General features: G+C 70.9%; 12 protein-coding genes. 8 read left to right on the top strand and 4 right to left on the bottom strand.

The features are described from left to right. Positions 1 to 810, top strand: an 810-nt coding sequence (locus tag FNH05_RS14560; RefSeq protein WP_246127733.1) for a hypothetical protein, incomplete at its 5' end; no start/stop codon positions are given. 34 nt (positions 811 to 844) lie between these two features. On the opposite strand, the gene FNH05_RS14555 is transcribed toward FNH05_RS14560, so the two are convergent. Genes FNH05_RS14555 through FNH05_RS14545 form a run of 3 tightly spaced genes read right to left on the bottom strand, consistent with a single transcriptional unit; the run spans position 845 to position 4,159 of the window. Then, positions 845 to 1,654 (bottom strand): cyclase family protein, encoded by an 810-nt coding sequence (locus FNH05_RS14555; protein WP_144588419.1) that lies wholly within the window; start codon positions 1,652 to 1,654, stop codon positions 845 to 847. Between the two features lies 1 nt (position 1,655). Further along, positions 1,656 to 2,933, bottom strand: coding sequence for an MFS transporter (locus FNH05_RS14550; RefSeq protein ID WP_144588417.1), 1,278 nt, complete (start codon positions 2,931 to 2,933; stop codon positions 1,656 to 1,658). Then, a complete protein-coding gene (locus FNH05_RS14545) occupies positions 2,933 to 4,159 on the bottom strand; it encodes a M20 family metallopeptidase (protein ID WP_144588415.1) in 1,227 nt (408 codons plus the stop codon). Before FNH05_RS14545 ends, FNH05_RS14550 begins: the two co-directional genes overlap by 1 nt. A gap of 18 nt (positions 4,160 to 4,177) precedes the next feature. On the opposite strand from FNH05_RS14545, the gene FNH05_RS14540 reads away from it, so the two are divergent. Then, a complete protein-coding gene (locus tag FNH05_RS14540) occupies positions 4,178 to 5,272 on the top strand; it encodes an Lrp/AsnC family transcriptional regulator (RefSeq protein ID WP_246127732.1) in 1,095 nt (364 codons plus the stop codon). 21 nt (positions 5,273 to 5,293) lie between these two features. Here the strand turns inward: FNH05_RS14540 and FNH05_RS14535 are convergent, their stop codons facing one another. After that, positions 5,294 to 5,938: a GntR family transcriptional regulator gene (locus FNH05_RS14535; protein WP_144588413.1), complete on the bottom strand. Its 645-nt coding sequence runs from the start codon at positions 5,936 to 5,938 to the stop codon at positions 5,294 to 5,296. A gap of 157 nt (positions 5,939 to 6,095) precedes the next feature. Between FNH05_RS14535 and FNH05_RS14530 the strand changes: the two genes are divergently transcribed. The 6 genes from FNH05_RS14530 to FNH05_RS14505 all read left to right on the top strand — a co-directional run. Next, a complete protein-coding gene (locus tag FNH05_RS14530) occupies positions 6,096 to 7,613 on the top strand; it encodes an aldehyde dehydrogenase (RefSeq protein WP_144588411.1) in 1,518 nt (505 codons plus the stop codon). Between the two features lie 20 nt (positions 7,614 to 7,633). Beyond that, the gene (gene tcuA / locus FNH05_RS14525; protein WP_144588409.1) at positions 7,634 to 9,010 is read left to right on the top strand and encodes an FAD-dependent tricarballylate dehydrogenase TcuA; all 1,377 of its coding nucleotides are present in this window, start codon (positions 7,634 to 7,636) and stop codon (positions 9,008 to 9,010) included. A 27-nt stretch (positions 9,011 to 9,037) separates the two neighbouring features. Then, positions 9,038 to 10,363, top strand: coding sequence for an MFS transporter (locus tag FNH05_RS14520; protein ID WP_144588407.1), 1,326 nt, complete (start codon positions 9,038 to 9,040; stop codon positions 10,361 to 10,363). After that, complete coding sequence (locus tag FNH05_RS14515; RefSeq protein ID WP_144588405.1) at positions 10,360 to 11,547, top strand: pyridoxal phosphate-dependent aminotransferase; 1,188 nt, start codon at positions 10,360 to 10,362, stop codon at positions 11,545 to 11,547. The genes FNH05_RS14520 and FNH05_RS14515 overlap by 4 nt, the downstream gene beginning before the upstream one ends. Before the next feature lie 132 nt (positions 11,548 to 11,679). Beyond that, positions 11,680 to 13,485: an alkyl/aryl-sulfatase gene (locus FNH05_RS14510; RefSeq protein ID WP_144588403.1), complete on the top strand. Its 1,806-nt coding sequence runs from the start codon at positions 11,680 to 11,682 to the stop codon at positions 13,483 to 13,485. Positions 13,486 to 13,564: 79 nt separating this feature from the next. Continuing rightward, positions 13,565 to 15,384 (top strand): ABC transporter ATP-binding protein (locus FNH05_RS14505; RefSeq protein ID WP_222426615.1); only part of this gene is annotated, 1,820 nt, incomplete at its 3' end.

The following is a 15,384-nucleotide window of genomic DNA, read 5'->3' as shown; positions in this document are numbered from 1 at the left end:
GCCATGCCCTCCTCACTCCAGTCCCTCGTCGCGGCCACGCCGAGCGGGCGCGCCCGGCCGTTGCTCGTCGATTCGGACGCCTACGCGGTGACCGTCCTCCGCCAGGGAGCGCCGGTCCCGTGGACCGATCTCGCCGCGCTGGCCGGGCACGCCGCACAGGTCCACGCCCTGCTCGACCCCGACGCACTGTGGGTGGACATCGAGGCGCTCTACGGCGCGCACCTCGGTGCCGAGCCGGATCTCCTCGCCGCGATGGGCGCGCGTTCCCGGACCGGTTACGCCCTGCGCACCCTGCTCGGCGCCGAGTCCGGAGTGGACAGTGTGCTCACGACGGTGCGCACCCTCGCCGAAGCGACGCGACGGCAGGTCGTCCTCGACGTGCCGTCCCCGGCGAGATGGCTCGCCCGGGCGCACGCGCTCGCCGGGACCCCGCTCGCCGAGGTCGGCGAGGACCACGCCGACAGCGCGTCGATGTACCTTGCGGAGTGGCTGGGGAGGCTGGGCACCCTCCCGGTCGCCCTCGTCCTGCTCGACGCCCGGGCGGCCGAGGGGGACGCCCGGGTCGTCGATCGGGAGGCGCTTTCCGCCTACTCCTCGCTCGCGAACGTGGCCGGGCACTTCGAATGGACCCTCGCGCTGCGGGCCGGGGACGGTGTGGAAGCGCCACGCGGCGAGCCGGGCATCGCGCTCGTGCCCGAGGAGCATTGGCTCGGGCACGCGGACCTGCCCGAGGCGGACGTTCTGCTCGCGAGCATCCCGCCGTCCGCGTCCCCCGAGCGCGTGCTGGAGCAGCACGCCCGGCTGCGCTGAGCCGTGCGCCCCTCACGGCCGGGTGCGGAGGCCCTTACGGTCCGACGAGGGCCAGGGGGCGGACCGGCGCACCGGTGGCCCCGACGATCCGCAGCGGCGCGCACACGAACACGAACTCCCGGGCGCCCGTCGCGGCCAGTGCTTCGAGGTTCATCACCTCGATGAGGTTGATTCCGGCGTCCTGCAACAGGATCCGGTGCACCGGCAGCCTGCCGAGCCCGGCGCCCGCGGGAATGTGCTCCAGCGCGAGGGTGTCGCCGCCGACGGCCCGTACCCCGGCCTCGGCCAGGCGGCGGGCACCGCCGGCATCGAGACCGGGCACGCCGCTGCCGGTCCCGAGATACGCGGCGGGATCGTCCCACAGTTGCGGCCATCCGGTGCGGATCAGCACCACGTCGCCGCGGCGCACGCCCACGCCGCCGAAGGCAGTGTCGAGGGCACTGTCGAGGTCCGCCGCGGTGACCGGCTCGCCCGGGGCGAGCCGGTCCGTGCCCCGCAGCGCGGGCACGTCGGCCAGCACCCCGCGGCACACCATCGGCGGCACCTCGTCGATCCCGTGCCGGGTGTAGCGGCCCTGCTCGATCGCGACCGGGACGCCGCCGTGCATCCGGCCGTCCACCGCCACATGGCAGAGCGCATCCATATGGGTACCGACGTGGCCGCCCATCGTGATCAGCTCGTGCGAGCCGGTCATGCCGTCGGGGCGGACCGAGTCACCGTGCCGTCGCGCCAGTGCGAGGTGGAAGCCCGGATGGGTCGGCGAGCACGGCATCCCGTCCCGGAGCGGTTGCGACAGATCGATGATTCCGGGCTCACCGGCGGCCAGCGCGTCGAGCAGCCTCATCTCACCTCAGCTCCTTCGCGCGGGTCTCCGGCAGCGTGGCGATCACGAGGCCCGACACGATCAGCAGGAGCACGACGTAGCCGGTGTAGGCCGACCGGCCGAACTGCGCACCGATCCAGGTCTGCAGATACGGCGCGGTGCCGCCGAAGGCCGCGACGGCGATCGAATAGGGCACGGCGAGCCCGATGGCGCGGATGCGGGTCGGGAACATCTCGGCGTAGACGGCGGGCAGGATCGACACCCCGGCGGAGATGAACACGGCCGCCAGTGCCATGCCGAGGAACAGGTGCCACGCGGTGTCGCGCGCGAACCACTGCACCGGGAACAGCACCGCCGCACTGCCCAGCGTGGAGAACAGCAGCACCGGTTTGCGGCCGATCCGGTCGGAAAGCCCGCCCCAGAACGGCATCACGCCCATCAGCAGCACGCTCGACGCCACCCCGGCCCACAGCGCCCCGCTCGAGGAGACGTGCAGCGAGCCGATCGCGTACGCCGGGGCGGCGATCACCCACGAGTAGTAGACGACGGTGAACCCGACGGACAGCCCCACGACCTGGGCGGCCTGCCTGCGGTGGCGCACGATCTCCGGCCACAGCCTGACCTTCTCCGCCGTGGCCTCGGTGAACGTCTCGGTCTCGGCCATCTTCCGTCGCATGTAGACGGCCACGAGGCCGAGCACTCCGCCGAGCAGGAACGGGATCCGCCAGCCGAAGGACCTCATCTCGCCGGTGGTCAGCGTCAGGGTCAGCACCAGGCCCAGCAGCACGCCCACCGTGTTGCCGAACACGCTCGCGATGTAGATCAGGCTCGACCACCTGCCGCGCCGTCCGGCGGGCGCGATCTCGGACAGGTAGGTCTGGGCGGACGGCAGTTCGCCGCCGCAGGCCAGACCCTGCACGACGCGGGCGAGCAGCAGGATCAGCGAGGCCCACGCGCCGACCGTGGCGTAGGTGGGGGAGATGCCGATGGCGAAACTGGCGGCGGCGATGGTCGCCACGGTGGCCGACATGGTGGTGCGGCGGCCGATCCGGTCGGCGAGCCAGCCGAAGACGAATCCGCCCACCGGGCGGGCGACGAAGCCGACCGCGAACACCGCGAGGCTGGAGAGCACCGCCGAAAGCTGGCTGCCGCCGGGGAAGAACTGGCCGGCGAAGAACGGCACGAAGATCGCGTAGATCCCCCAGTCGTACCACTCCAGTGCGTGGCCGAGCGCGGTGCCGATGAGCTGGGGGGTGCGGCGGGCGACGATCGGCGGCGTCTGCTGGGCGGTTTCGGTCATCAGTGGTCTCCTTCAGCGGGGAGGAGGTCGAGCCGGCGCTGGGCCAGTTCGGTCAGCAGGGCCGCCCCGTCGGGCAGGACGGCGTCGTCGAAGACGGCGTGCGGACTGTGGTTGAACGCCGCCTTCGCCGGGTCGGCGCCGGGCGGCAGTGCGCCCAGCGCCAGGAGACAACCGGGCACTTCGGCGAGTACGCGGGCGAAGTCCTCGGCTCCGGTGAACGGATTGTCCAAAGGGGAATACCGGTGGTCGCCGAAGGTTTCGGCGACCACGTCCGCGGCGAACGCGGTTTCGCCGGGCTGGTTCACGGTGGGTGGGCGCCCCTCGTCGTAGCTCGCCTCGGCCTCCAAACCGTGCGCGTCCGCGATGCCGTGGACGAGCCGCAGCGCCACCTCCCGCATCCTGGCCTGCGACCGGGCCGAAAACGAGCGGATCGTGGCCTCGAACGTGGCGGTTTCGGGGATGATGTTGCTGCGGGTCCCGGCCCGGACCACACCGACGGTGAGCACCACGGGGTCGAACACGTCGAACCGCCGGGTGACCGCGGCCTGCAGGCCGGTGATCATCTCGGCCAGCACCGGCACCGGATCCTTGGCCTGGTGCGGGGCGGAGCCGTGCCCGCCCTGTCCGTGCACGGTGACCGTCAGGGTCGCCGAGGCCGCCAGCAGCACCCCGGGGCGGGTGGAGAACTGCCCGGACGGGCCGAGCGTGGAGAACACGTGCAGGGCGTACGCGGCGTCGGCGCGGCGGCCGGACGCCTCCAGCACCCCTTCGCCGATCATCGTCCGCGCGCCTTCCCAGCCCTCCTCGCCGGGCTGGAACATGAAGACCACGTCCCCGGCGAGCCGGTCGCGCCGCGCGGACAGCAGGTGTGCGGCGCCGACGAGCATGGCGGTGTGCAGATCGTGGCCGCACCCGTGCATCGCACCGTCCACTTCGGACGTGAAGGCCAGCCCCGTCTCCTCCTGGACCGGCAGCGCGTCCAGATCGGCGCGCAGCAGCACCGTGCCGGTGCCGCCGCCGGTCCTGGTGCCGCTGCCGCGCAGGACGGCCGTGACCGAGGTGCAGTCGCGGCCGGTCGTGACTTCCAGCGGTAGTCCGTCGAGCGCGGCGAGCACCCGCTCCTGGGTTCCGGGGAGGTGCAGGCCCACCTCCGGCCGCCGGTGCAGGGACCGGCGCAGGGCGGCGAGTTCGCCCGCCATGGCCCGTGCCTGGACGACCACCGACATGCTGTGCCTCCTTCGGGGATGAGCTTTCGCAACAGTCTGCGTGCCGCTATGTTCGACGGGACGAAACAGCTCGATTCGTGCAGTGAAATGGCCTTTCTGGAGGTTTTCGTGCATCCCGACGATCTGGACGAACGGGACCTCGAACTGCTGCACGGCCTGCAGATCGCGCCCAGGGTGAGCTGGGCGGTGGCGGCGCGGATCCTCGATTCCACACCCGCGACCCTGGCGGGCCGGTGGGCCCGCCTACGGGAAGCGGGGCTCGCCTGGGTCACCGCCCATCGCGGCGGGGACTACCGGCGGGTGGTCCTCGCACTGGTCGAAGTGGACTGTCTGCCCGGGACGCGCGCGGAGGTGGTGCGGGCGGTCTGCGCGGACCGGCGGGCGGTGACGGTCGAGGAGTCGACGCGCGGGCGTGACCTGCTGCTCACCGTCATCACCGGTGATCTGGCCGGGCTGACGGCGTTCGTGCTCGACGAGCTGACCGCGTTGCCCGGGGTCGAACGCCAGCGCACCTCCGTGGTCACCACCCTGCACCGGGACGGCGGCCACTGGCGGCTTGGCGCGCTCAGCCGGAGCAGGGAACTGGCCTTCGAAGCGGCGGCGCGGGGGATGAGGCCCACGCCCGGCGTGACGCCGCCCCCGAACGCCGGACCGCTGATCGAGGCGCTCGCCGGGGACGGCCGCCGCTCCGCGGCCGATCTCGCGCGGCTGACCGGCCGCAACCCCGCCACGCTGCGGCGGCAACTGGCGCGGCTGCTGGCTTCGGGGCTGCTGTCGTTCCGCTGCGAGGTGGCCCAGTCGCTGACCGGGCGCCCGATCAGCAGCACGTGGACCGCGAGCGTCGCCCCCGCCGATCAGGAGCGCACCATTGAGGCGCTCGCGACCCTGCCCGAACTGCGCATGTGCTCGTCCGTCACCGGGGACGCGAACATCGCGTTCACCGTGTGGACCAGCTCCCTGACCGACCTGACCCGGCTGGAACGGCTGATCGGGACGCGCCTGCCGTGGCTGTCCGTCCGCGACAGCGGGATCAACCTGCGCACGTCGAAACGGATGGGCTGGATGCTCGACGAGCACGGGCGCACCACCGGCGAGGTCGTGCCGCCCCCGTGAGCCCGGGGGCAGCCGTGCGGGTCAGGACGCGAGGGCGGTGGCGGCGGCGTTGTGGATGTGCTTGCGCCACAGGGCGCTGGCCGTGTCGGCGTCGCGGGCCGCGATCCTGCCCACGACCTCCTCGATCTCCTCGATGCTGGCGCGCGGCCGTCCCTGGTGCGTCAGTGACCGCGCCCGGAGCTGGGCGAGCCTCCCGTGCAGCAGTCGCGCCTGCTGGTGCAGCACGTCGTTGCCCGCCCCCGAGTAGAGCACGTCGTAGAACCGGTTCTTTGCGGTGAGCATGCGCGAAACGCGGCCCGAGTCGTGCGCCGCCCCGAGTTTGGCGACCGCGTCCCGGAGCTTGGCCACCATCTCGTCCGAGGCCCGCTCCACGAACAGGCGCACGGCGAAGCATTCCAGCGCTTCGCGCACTTCGTAGATCGCCCTGGCTTCCTCTTCGGACAGCCGGGCGACGATCGGTCCCTTGTGCGGGGGGATGACGAGGAAACCCTCCGCCTCCAGCTGGCGGCACGCTTCGCGCACGGTGTTGCGGGAGACGTCCAGCCGCTCGCACAGCTCGCGTTCGACGAGGCGCTGCCCTGGTTTGAGCGCACCGTTGACGATCTCGGCCCGGATGGCTTCGACCGCCTGGGCGCGGACCGGTGCGGCGGCATGGGTCACCTTCACGGCGCCAGCCTAGCCATTGTCCGATTGTAGGTCAAAGCACGTCGATGATCTTTCGGTGCAAAGGAAGCATAATCGCTGGTAGAAAGGTTTTGATTGACCGATTGTGGGACAATCGCTTAGCCTTCTCGGCGTCATACACCCATCGGAAAGGCGCACCATGCCCCAGTCACTGCCGGACACCTCCGTCGAGGGTGTCACCCGTTACGGCCTGTTCATCGGCAACCGGCAGATCGCCCCCGTCGACGGGGAGTACCTCGACGTGGCCGACCCGGCCACCGGCCGGGTGTGGGCCCAGGTGCCCAACGCCTCCACCAAGGACGTCGACGCCGCCGTGGACAGCGCGCGGCGCGCGTTCGAGGAGGGAGACTGGCCGGGTTACCGGGCGGCCGACCGCGCGAAGTTCCTGATCCGCTTCGGGGAGGCGATCGCCGACCACGCGGACGAGATCGCGCGGTTGCAGGTCGGCGAGAACGGCAAGCTGATCCGCGAAATGGCCGGGCAGGCCCGGCTCATGCCCGAGTACTTCAACTACTACGCCGGACTGGCCCAGATGCCGACCGGCACCACGAACCCGCTGCACGTGCAGCAGATGATCAACTACACGGTGCGCGAGCCGCTCGGTGTGGTCGCGGCGATCACCCCGTGGAACTCACCGCTGCTGCTGCTGGTGTGGAAGCTCGGCCCGGCGCTCGCGGCGGGCAACACGGTGATCGCGAAGCCGTCCGAGGTGACTCCGGTGTCCGCGATCCGCTTCGCGGAACTGGCCGCGGAGGCCGGCCTGCCGCCGGGCGTGTTCAACGTGGTGACCGGACTGGGCAGCCCCTCCGGGACCGCGCTCACCGGGCACCCTGGCGTCGACAAGATCGCGTTCACCGGCTCGACCGCCACCGGCCAGGCGATCGCGTCACAGGCGGGCAAGACGCTCAAGCGGGTTTCGCTGGAGCTGGGCGGGAAGTCCCCCAACATCGTCTTCTCCGACGCCGACCTCACCAGTGCGATCAACGGCCTGGTCGCCGGAATCTTCGGCGCCGGTGGCCAGACCTGCATGGCCGGTTCCCGGATCCTCGTCGAGGACGGCATCTACGAGCAGGTGGTCGAGGAACTGGCCCGTCGCGCCGAGGCGATCAAGGTCGGCGACCCGCGGGACCCCGCGAGCGAAATGGGCGCCGTGGCCTGCCGCCCGCAGTTCGACAAGGTGCTGTCCTACGTCGAGGTGGCCAAGGCCGACGGCGCCCGGCTCGTCGCCGGGGGGACCGTGGCGGAGGTCGAGGGCCTGCCCGGCGGGCTGTTCGTGCGGCCGACGGTGTTCGCCGACGTCACCAACGACATGCGGATCGCGCAGGAGGAGGTGTTCGGTCCGATCGCCTCGCTCATCCGGTTCCACGACGAGGACGAGGCGGTGCGCATCGCCAACGACACGCAGTTCGGGCTCGCCGCGGGGGTCTGGACCGGCAACGTGCAGCGCGCCCACCGCGTGGCGGGCCGCCTGCGCGCGGGCACGGTGTGGATCAACAACTACCGCAAGACCTCCTACGCCACCCCGTTCGGGGGCTACAAGCAAAGCGGTCTCGGTCGCGAAAACGGCGCGGACGCGCTGCGCGAGTACACCGAAGAGAAAAGCGTCTGGGTGGACACCGGCCAGGGTGTCAAGGATCCCTTCAACCCGCGGGCCTGACCGACCGGAGGACGGAAGACATGACGACATCGGCAACGTCGCCGGATCCCGTCGTGGTGATCGGCGCGGGTATCGCGGGCCTTTCGGCCGCCGTCGCGGCGGCCGAGGAAGGTGCCAGGGTGGTCCTGGTGGACCGTGCGAGCCCCGGGGAAGCGGGCGGCAACACCCGCTGGACCTCCGCCTACCTTCGCCTCGACGACGTCTACGAGCCCGGCGAGTCCTTTGTGGAGGAGGTGGTTGCCTTTTCCGGCGGCCGCACGCCTTCCCGGTACGTGGAGGCGCTCGTCGAGCGCCTGCCCGAAACGATGGAGTGGATCCAGGGCCACGGGGCCCGCTTCCGGCGCTTCCCCACCTACTTCATCAACAGCAACCGTCCCCGCCTGCAGCCCGTCGGGGGCGGTGAGGGCCTGCTCGGCACCCTCCGGCCGGTCGCGGAGAAACTCGGCGTCGAGTTCCGTTACGGCACCACGGCGCACCGCCTGGTCCTCGGTGAAGGCGGGAGGGTCGGCGGTGTGGTGGTCACCGGCGACGACGGTGAGGAGGTCCTCACCGCCCGTGCGGTGGTGATCGCCTCCGGCGGCTTCGAGGGTGACGAGGTCGCGCTGGCCAAGGCGCTCGGCGGGGACGTCGGCACCCTGCTGCCGATCGCGCCGGGAGTGCGGTTCAACAAGGGTGAGGGCATTCGCATGGCGCTCGATGCCGGTGCGAAACGCGGTGGGCAGTGGGACTGCTTCCATGCCGAGCCGGTGGACCCGCGCTCGGGCGACCCGGAAGCCCTGGTCATGGTGTTCCCGTACGGGATACTCGTCAACCGCGACGGCGAACGGTTCGTCGACGAGGGGCGCGGCACCGTCGACGAAACCTACGAAAGCATCGCGCGGTCGGTGTGGGCGCAGCCGGACGGGATCGCCTACTTCATCACCGATCGCAAGTTCGAGCGGGTCGCCGACCGGGCCCGCGGCCTGCTCACCGGCGGCAGGCCGATCACCGCCGGAAGCCTGTCCGAACTGGCCGAGGCACTCGGCCTTCCCCCCGAGCGGCTGGCGCGGACCGTTGCCGGGTTCAACGCCTCGGTGATGGCGGGAGAGTTCGACTGGCGCTCGCCCGACGGCAAGGGGACCGAAGGCCTCACCCCGCCGAAGAGCAACTGGGCCCTGCCGGTCGACGAGCCGCCACTGCTGGCCTATCCGGTCGCCTGCGCGATCGTGTTCACCTTCGGCGGACTGGAAACCGACGACCGGGCACGGGTGGTCGACGAACAGGATGCCCCCATCCCGGGGTTGTTCGCGGCAGGGGAGTGTACCGGCATTTATCACGGCAAGTACCCCGGCGGCACGTCCGTGCTGCGGGGCATGGTGTTCGGCCGCGTCGCGGGCGTCGCGGCGGCCAGGGCCTGACTCGCTGAAGTACACATTGGAGGATCCATGGCGGCTCCCATTTCCGCGCCCGAGACCGGGCGCGCACAGGCAGAAGGCAGGCCCGGCCGGTTCCGCGTCCTGCTCGGCGCGGGCATCGGTAACACCCTGGAATGGTACGACTGGAGCGTCTACGCGATTTTCGCGCCGTTCTTCGCCAAGCAGTTCTTCGTCTCGGGTAACGCGACCAGTGCGCTTCTGTCCACTTTGGCCGTGTTCGCGGTCGGTTTCCTGATGCGGCCGCTCGGCGGCTTCGTCTTCGGCTGGCTCGCCGACCGGCGGGGCAGGCGGTTCTCGCTGACCACTTCCATGATGACGATGGCGGCGGGCAGTCTCGTCATCGGGCTCGCCCCGACGCACGGCACCCTCGGCACGGGTGCCGCGCTGATCCTGCTCCTGGCCAGGCTGCTGCAGGGGCTGGCGCACGGCGGGGAGATCGCCGCATCGTACACCTACGTCGCGGAGATCGCGCCGCCGTCGCGGCGCGGGCTGTGGGCGACGAGCATGTACGTTTCGGTCACCGCGGGAATCGTGCTCGCCTCCCTGGTCGGCGCTGCCGGGTCGAGCCTGTTCGGCGAGCAGGCGCTGCGGAACTGGGCGTGGCGCCTGCCCTTCCTGCTGGGCGGCCTGCTCGGCCTCGCCGGCCTGTACCTGCGGAGGACCCTGCGCGAGACCGACGTCTACACCGAGTCCGCGGGCGAGACCGCGGAGACGGAGCCGGGATCGCGGGGCCTTCGGCACCTGGTGCGCGAACTGGCCAGGAACAAGGTGAGCCTGGCCAGGATCCTCGGGATGACCGCCGGGGTCACCGTGGTGTACTACGTGTGGGCGGTCGGCATCTCCGGTTTCGCCATCACCACCAAAGGGGTTCCCGCCACCGCGGGGCTGTGGGCCACGGTGGCGGCCAACCTGTTCTTCATGGTCACGTTGCCGTTGTGGGGCAAGCTGTCCGACCGGTTCGGCCGCAAGCCGGTCTTCCTCGTCTACGGTGCCGCGTTCCTCGTACTGTCGTTCCCGCTCATGGCGGCGCTGAACGGTTCGGCCCTCCGGCTCGGCCTGCTCATGGCGCTCGCCCTGTTCTTCCTCGGCGCGTTCGTCGGCATCATGCCCGCCTACTTCGCCGAGCTGTTCCCGACCCACGTGCGCGCCTCGGGCGTCGGCGTCCCCTACTCGATCATGGTCGCCCTCTTCGGCGGCACCGCGCCGTACGTGCTGACCTGGCTTCACGTGCACGGCTTGGAATGGCTGTTCTCCTGCTATCTGGTGGTGCTGGTCGCGGTCGGGATCGTCACGACGATGCTCACTCCGGAAACGAAGGGCAGACCCCTGACATGAAAACACTGTCCACACGCGCTACCGGCCTCGCTGCCTCGCCCACCCTGTCGCTGAACGCCCGGCTGGCCGCGCGCAGGCATGCCGGAGAGGAGGTGCTCAACCTCTCGGTGGGCGAACCGGACTTCGCGATGCCGGAGTCGGCCGCCCTCTGGGCACGCAAGGCGATCGACGACGGGCGGTCCCGCTACACGGAGGTGGCCGGTGTCCTCGAACTGCGGGAACGGATCGTGCGGAAGCTGGCCGAGGACAACGGCCTGCGCTACGGACCGGACGACATCGTGGTGTCCGCCGGCGCGAAACACGCCCTGTACAATGCTTTCTTCGTGCTGTGCGGCAGCGGGGACGAGGTCGTGATCCCGTCCCCCTACTGGGTCACCTACCCGGAGCAGGTGCGGGCGGCCGGGGCGGTGCCGGTGTTTGCCGCCACCGATGAGCGATCCGGGTTCAAGCTCACCGCGGCGCGGCGGGAGGCGGCGGTCACCGAACGGACCAAGGCGGTCGTGCTCAACAGCCCGGGCAATCCGACCGGAGCCACCTACACGAGGGCCGAGCTGGCCGAACTCGCCGAGGTGGTGCTGCGCCACGATCTGTACGTGGTGGAGGACCTCATCTACGAGCACTTCCACTACGGACCGGGCCCGGTGCCCAGCATCGCCGCACTCGGTGACGAGCTCCGGGAACGGACCGTGGTGGTGAACGGGATCTCGAAGAGCTGCGCGATGACGGGCTGGCGGATCGGCTACACGGCCGCACCGTCCCCGCTGGCGCGGTGGATCAAGCGGTTCCAGGGGCAGGTGACGTCGAACGCCTCGGTGGTGGCGCAGTACGCGGCGATCGGCGCGATGGACGACGTGCCGTGGCGGGACATCGCGAGCTACCGGGACCGCCGCGACTTCGGCCACCGTGCGCTGACCGGGATACCCGAGGTGCGCTGCGTCCTGCCGGACGGGGCGTTCTACCTGTTCCCGGACGTGTCCGGGCTGCTGGGCCGGACGCACGAGGGTGTCCCACTACGCACCTCCGACGAGTTCTGCGCCCGGCTCCTGGACGTCACCGGTGTCGGTCTCGTCCCGGGCACGGGGTTCGGCGCCGATGACCACCTCCGGCTCAGCTACGCCGTCTCCCCGGACGTGCTCGCCGAGGCGCTGTCCAGGCTGTCGGAGTTCGCCGCCGCACTCCGGTGAACCGTCCCCGTCGTGCGGGACCGGGGCCCGCCCCGCACGACGGCCGGCTCATCCGGAACGGGTGTTCACGCCTCCCCCCGGGGGGTGCGACGTTGGACCGAGTGCCGGTTTCGCAGGTGGTGGAGGGCATCCATGGGTCTGGACTACGCCGACCGGACGGACTTCGACAACGCCACCCGGGGGCTGGTCGACCGGCTCGATCCGTGCACGGTCGAGGCCGCCGACGGCAGGCTGGTGTGGGATCTGCGGCCCTACGATTTCCTCGACGGCGAGCGCCCGGACACGGTGCACCCCGGCCTGTGGCGGCAGGCGCGGCTGTGCCGGGTGCACGGCCTGTTCGAAGTGACCGGCGGGATCTACCAGGTGCGCGGCCTGGACATCTCCAACATGACCCTCGTCGAGGGGAACACCGGCGTCATCGTCATCGATCCGCTGACCTCGGCCGAAACCGCGGCCGCGGCGATCGCCCTCTACCGGCGGAACCGGGGGAACCGGCCGGTCACCGGAGTGATCTACACCCACTCGCACATCGATCACTTCGGCGGCGTGCCGGGGGTGCTTCCCGAGGGCGCGGGCGAGGTCCCGATCCTGGCGCCGGAAGGCTTCCTGGCGCACGCGGTGTCGGAAAACGTCTACGCGGGCACGGCGATGGCCCGCCGCGCGAGCTACATGTACGGCGCGCCGCTCGGCGCCAGCCCGGCCGGGCAGGTGAGCAACGGCCTGGGCATCGCGCTCTCCCGCGGTTCGATCGGCCTGATCGCGCCCACCACCGACATCACCCACACCGGTCAGGAGGAGACCGTCGACGGGGTGCGCATGGTCTTCCAGCTCACGCCGGGAACCGAAGCGCCCGCGGAGATGAACTTCCACTTCCCCGGCCACCGCGCGCTCTGCCTGGCCGAGAACGCCACGCACAACCTGCACAACCTGCTGACCCTGCGGGGCGCGCAGGTCCGCGACCCGCGGCGGTGGTCGCGGTACCTCAACGAGGCGATCGAACTGTTCGCCTCCGGCACCGACGTCGCCTTCGCGTCCCACCACTGGCCCACCTGGGGCACCGGCGAGATCGTGCGTTTCCTGACCGAACAGCGCGATCTCTACGCCTTCCTGCACGACCAGACCCTGCGCCTGCTGAACAACGGCCTGACCGGGGCCGAGATCGCGGAGCGGTTCACGCTTCCCCCGGCGCTGGAATCCGCCTGGCACGCCCGCGGCTACTACGGGTCGGTCAGCCACAACGTCAAGGCCGTCTACCAGCGCTACCTGGGCTGGTTCGACGGCCATCCGTCGTCCCTGTGGCCGCATCCGCCCGAGGCGGCCGCCGTGCGCTACGTCGAGGTGATCGGCGGGCAGCAGGCCGTCCGCGACAAGGCGCGGCGCTATGCCGACGAGGGCGACCTGCGCTTCGCCGCCGAACTGCTCAAGCACGCGGTGTTCGCCGACCCCGGCGACGACGCGGCCAGGGAAGCGCTCGCCGAGGTCTACGAAAAACTGGGCTACGGCAGCGAAAACGCGACCTGGCGCACGTTCTACCTCACCGGTGCCCACGAGTTGCGCCACGGCGTCGAACGCCTTCCGCTGACTCCGTCCCGCGGCCTGCTGGAGGCGCTCACCGTGGAGCAGGTGTTCGACGCACTGGCGATTCGCGTCGACGGTCTCCGGGCGGCCGCCGAATCCCTCGTCATCGACTGGCGGTTCACCGATTCCGGCACCACGGTGCGCCTGGCACTGTCCCACGGCGCGCTGATCCAGACCGGGAATCCGAAGAGCACGGTGCGGCCGGATCTCACCCTCACCCTGGCGAAGCGGCAACTGCCCGGCCTGCTCGCCGGGCAGGGGCTCGACGACATCGGGCACGAAGGCGACCTCTCGGCGCTGACCAGGTTGAGGGGACTGCTGCAGACGCCGGACGAATCCTTCCCGATCGTCACTCCCTAGAAAACCGGTCGCGCTCTTCGTCGGCTTTGCGACAGCATGGATCCTCGCCCAGCGGCCACCGGGCCGGGGAGGGGGAGGAATGTCCGAGCCCGCGGAACGGGACGACGACGGGGATTCGTTCAGGAATTCCTCGCGCCGGAAGGACGCCATGCTGCTGGCACTGCGCCATTACGGGCGTGTGCTGGCCCGCCACCGCAGGCTCGCCGTGCCGGGACTTCTGGTGCCCGCACTGGGAAACACCTGCCTGGCCTATCTCGCTCCACTGGCCATCGGTGCGCTCGCCGGGAGACTGTCCGGAAACGGCGCGGGATTCTCCGTCCTGCTGCCGTACCTGCTCGCCTTCGCCGGTCTCCTGCTCGGAGGCGAGCTGTTGTGGCGCCTCGGTATCCACTGTCTGTCCAGGACGGACGCCCGCGGGATCGAGGACCTCTACCTCACCGGCATGGACGAGTTGCTGGCCAAGGACGCGGCGTTCTTCCACGACAACTTCGCCGGTTCGCTGACCAAACGCCTGATCAGCTTCGCGGCCCGGTTCGAGGATTTCGTCGACACCCTGGCCTTCAACGTGGTCGCCAACATCGCGCCGCTGGTGTTCGCCTCGGTGGTGCTCTGGCGTTACGACCCGCTGCTGGTGGCGGTCCTGGTCGGGATGATCACACTGACCGGGCTGGTCGTCGCGCCGCTGGTGCGGCGGCGCCAGGCGCTGGTCGACCGGCGGGAGGCGGCCTCGGCCCGGGTGTCGGGGCACATCGCGGACAGCCTGGCGAACATGGAGACGGTGCGGGCCTTCGCGGCGGAGAAACGCGAAGCCGCCGAGCACCGGGCGCGGGTCGGGGAACTGCGCCGCCTCAACATCCGGTCCTGGGACTACGCGAACCTGCGCATCGACACCGTGGTCACCCCGCTGTCGGTGCTGACCAACGTGCTCGGGCTGCTGATCGCGGTCGGGGTGACCGGCGGAAAAATGGGTGTCGAGGCGATCGTGGTGACGTTTTCGTACTACACCAACGCCACCCGCGTGATGTTCGAGTTCAACCAGATCTACCGGCGGCTGGAAAGCTCGCTCACCGAGGCCGCCCAGTTCACCTACCTGCTGCTCGATCCGCCGACCGTGCTCGACCCGCCGTCGCCGGAACCGCTGCGGACCGGCACGCGTACCGGCACGAGCCTCGAGGTGCGTTTCGAGGGCGTGCGGTTCGGGCACGCCGGGGCGCCCCCACTGTTCACTGGTCTGGACCTCCTGGTGCCGGGCGGCGGCAAGCTCGGCCTGGTCGGCCGGTCCGGCGGCGGGAAGACCACGCTGAGCCGGCTGCTGCTGAGGATGATGAACGTCGACGGGGGCCGCATTCTCGTCGGCGACCAGGACATTTCGCGGCTGCGCCAGGAAGAGCTGCGCGGCCTGATCGCCTACGTGCCGCAGGAACCGGCGATGTTCCACCGGACGCTGCGCGAGAACATAGCCTTCGCCCGCCCCGGCGCGGGCGACGAGGAGGTGTACCGGGCCGCCAAGGCCGCGCACGTCACGGAGTTCGCCGAAGCGCTGCCGGACGGGTTCGACACCCTGGTCGGGGAGCGCGGGGTGAAGCTCTCGGGCGGTCAGCGGCAGCGCGTCGCGCTCGCCCGCGCGATCCTGCGGGACGCACCGATCCTGCTGCTGGACGAGGCGACCAGCGCGCTGGACTCGGAGAGCGAAATCCTGGTGCAGGACGCGCTGTGGCGGTCGATGGAGGGACGGACGGCTCTGGTGGTGGCGCACCGGCTGAGCACCGTCGCGCGCATGGACCAGCTGGTGGTGCTCGACCGCGGCACGATCGTCGAGCAGGGCACGCACGCGGAACTGCTGGCCCGCGAGGGTACCTACGCCCGCCTCTGGTCCCACCAGTCCGGCGGCTTCCTCAC

Origin of the sequence: Amycolatopsis rhizosphaerae (genome assembly GCF_007713715.1) — a bacterium.
Lineage (GTDB): Bacteria > Actinomycetota > Actinomycetes > Mycobacteriales > Pseudonocardiaceae > Amycolatopsis_E > Amycolatopsis_E rhizosphaerae.
This window is presented reverse-complemented; position numbering and strand designations above follow the sequence as displayed.

Coding starts and splice junctions, on each gene's coding strand:
- FNH05_RS14545 (WP_144588415.1), bottom strand. CDS start 4,159: ATGTCGGTGGTCGTCCAGGCACGGGCCATGGCGGGCGAACTCGCCGCC.
- tcuA (WP_144588409.1), top strand. CDS start 7,634: ATGACGACATCGGCAACGTCGCCGGATCCCGTCGTGGTGATCGGCGCG.
- FNH05_RS14540 (WP_246127732.1), top strand. CDS start 4,178: ATGAGCTTTCGCAACAGTCTGCGTGCCGCTATGTTCGACGGGACGAAA.
- FNH05_RS14530 (WP_144588411.1), top strand. CDS start 6,096: ATGCCCCAGTCACTGCCGGACACCTCCGTCGAGGGTGTCACCCGTTAC.
- FNH05_RS14550 (WP_144588417.1), bottom strand. CDS start 2,933: ATGACCGAAACCGCCCAGCAGACGCCGCCGATCGTCGCCCGCCGCACC.
- FNH05_RS14555 (WP_144588419.1), bottom strand. CDS start 1,654: ATGAGGCTGCTCGACGCGCTGGCCGCCGGTGAGCCCGGAATCATCGAT.
- FNH05_RS14510 (WP_144588403.1), top strand. CDS start 11,680: ATGGGTCTGGACTACGCCGACCGGACGGACTTCGACAACGCCACCCGG.
- FNH05_RS14520 (WP_144588407.1), top strand. CDS start 9,038: ATGGCGGCTCCCATTTCCGCGCCCGAGACCGGGCGCGCACAGGCAGAA.
- FNH05_RS14515 (WP_144588405.1), top strand. CDS start 10,360: ATGAAAACACTGTCCACACGCGCTACCGGCCTCGCTGCCTCGCCCACC.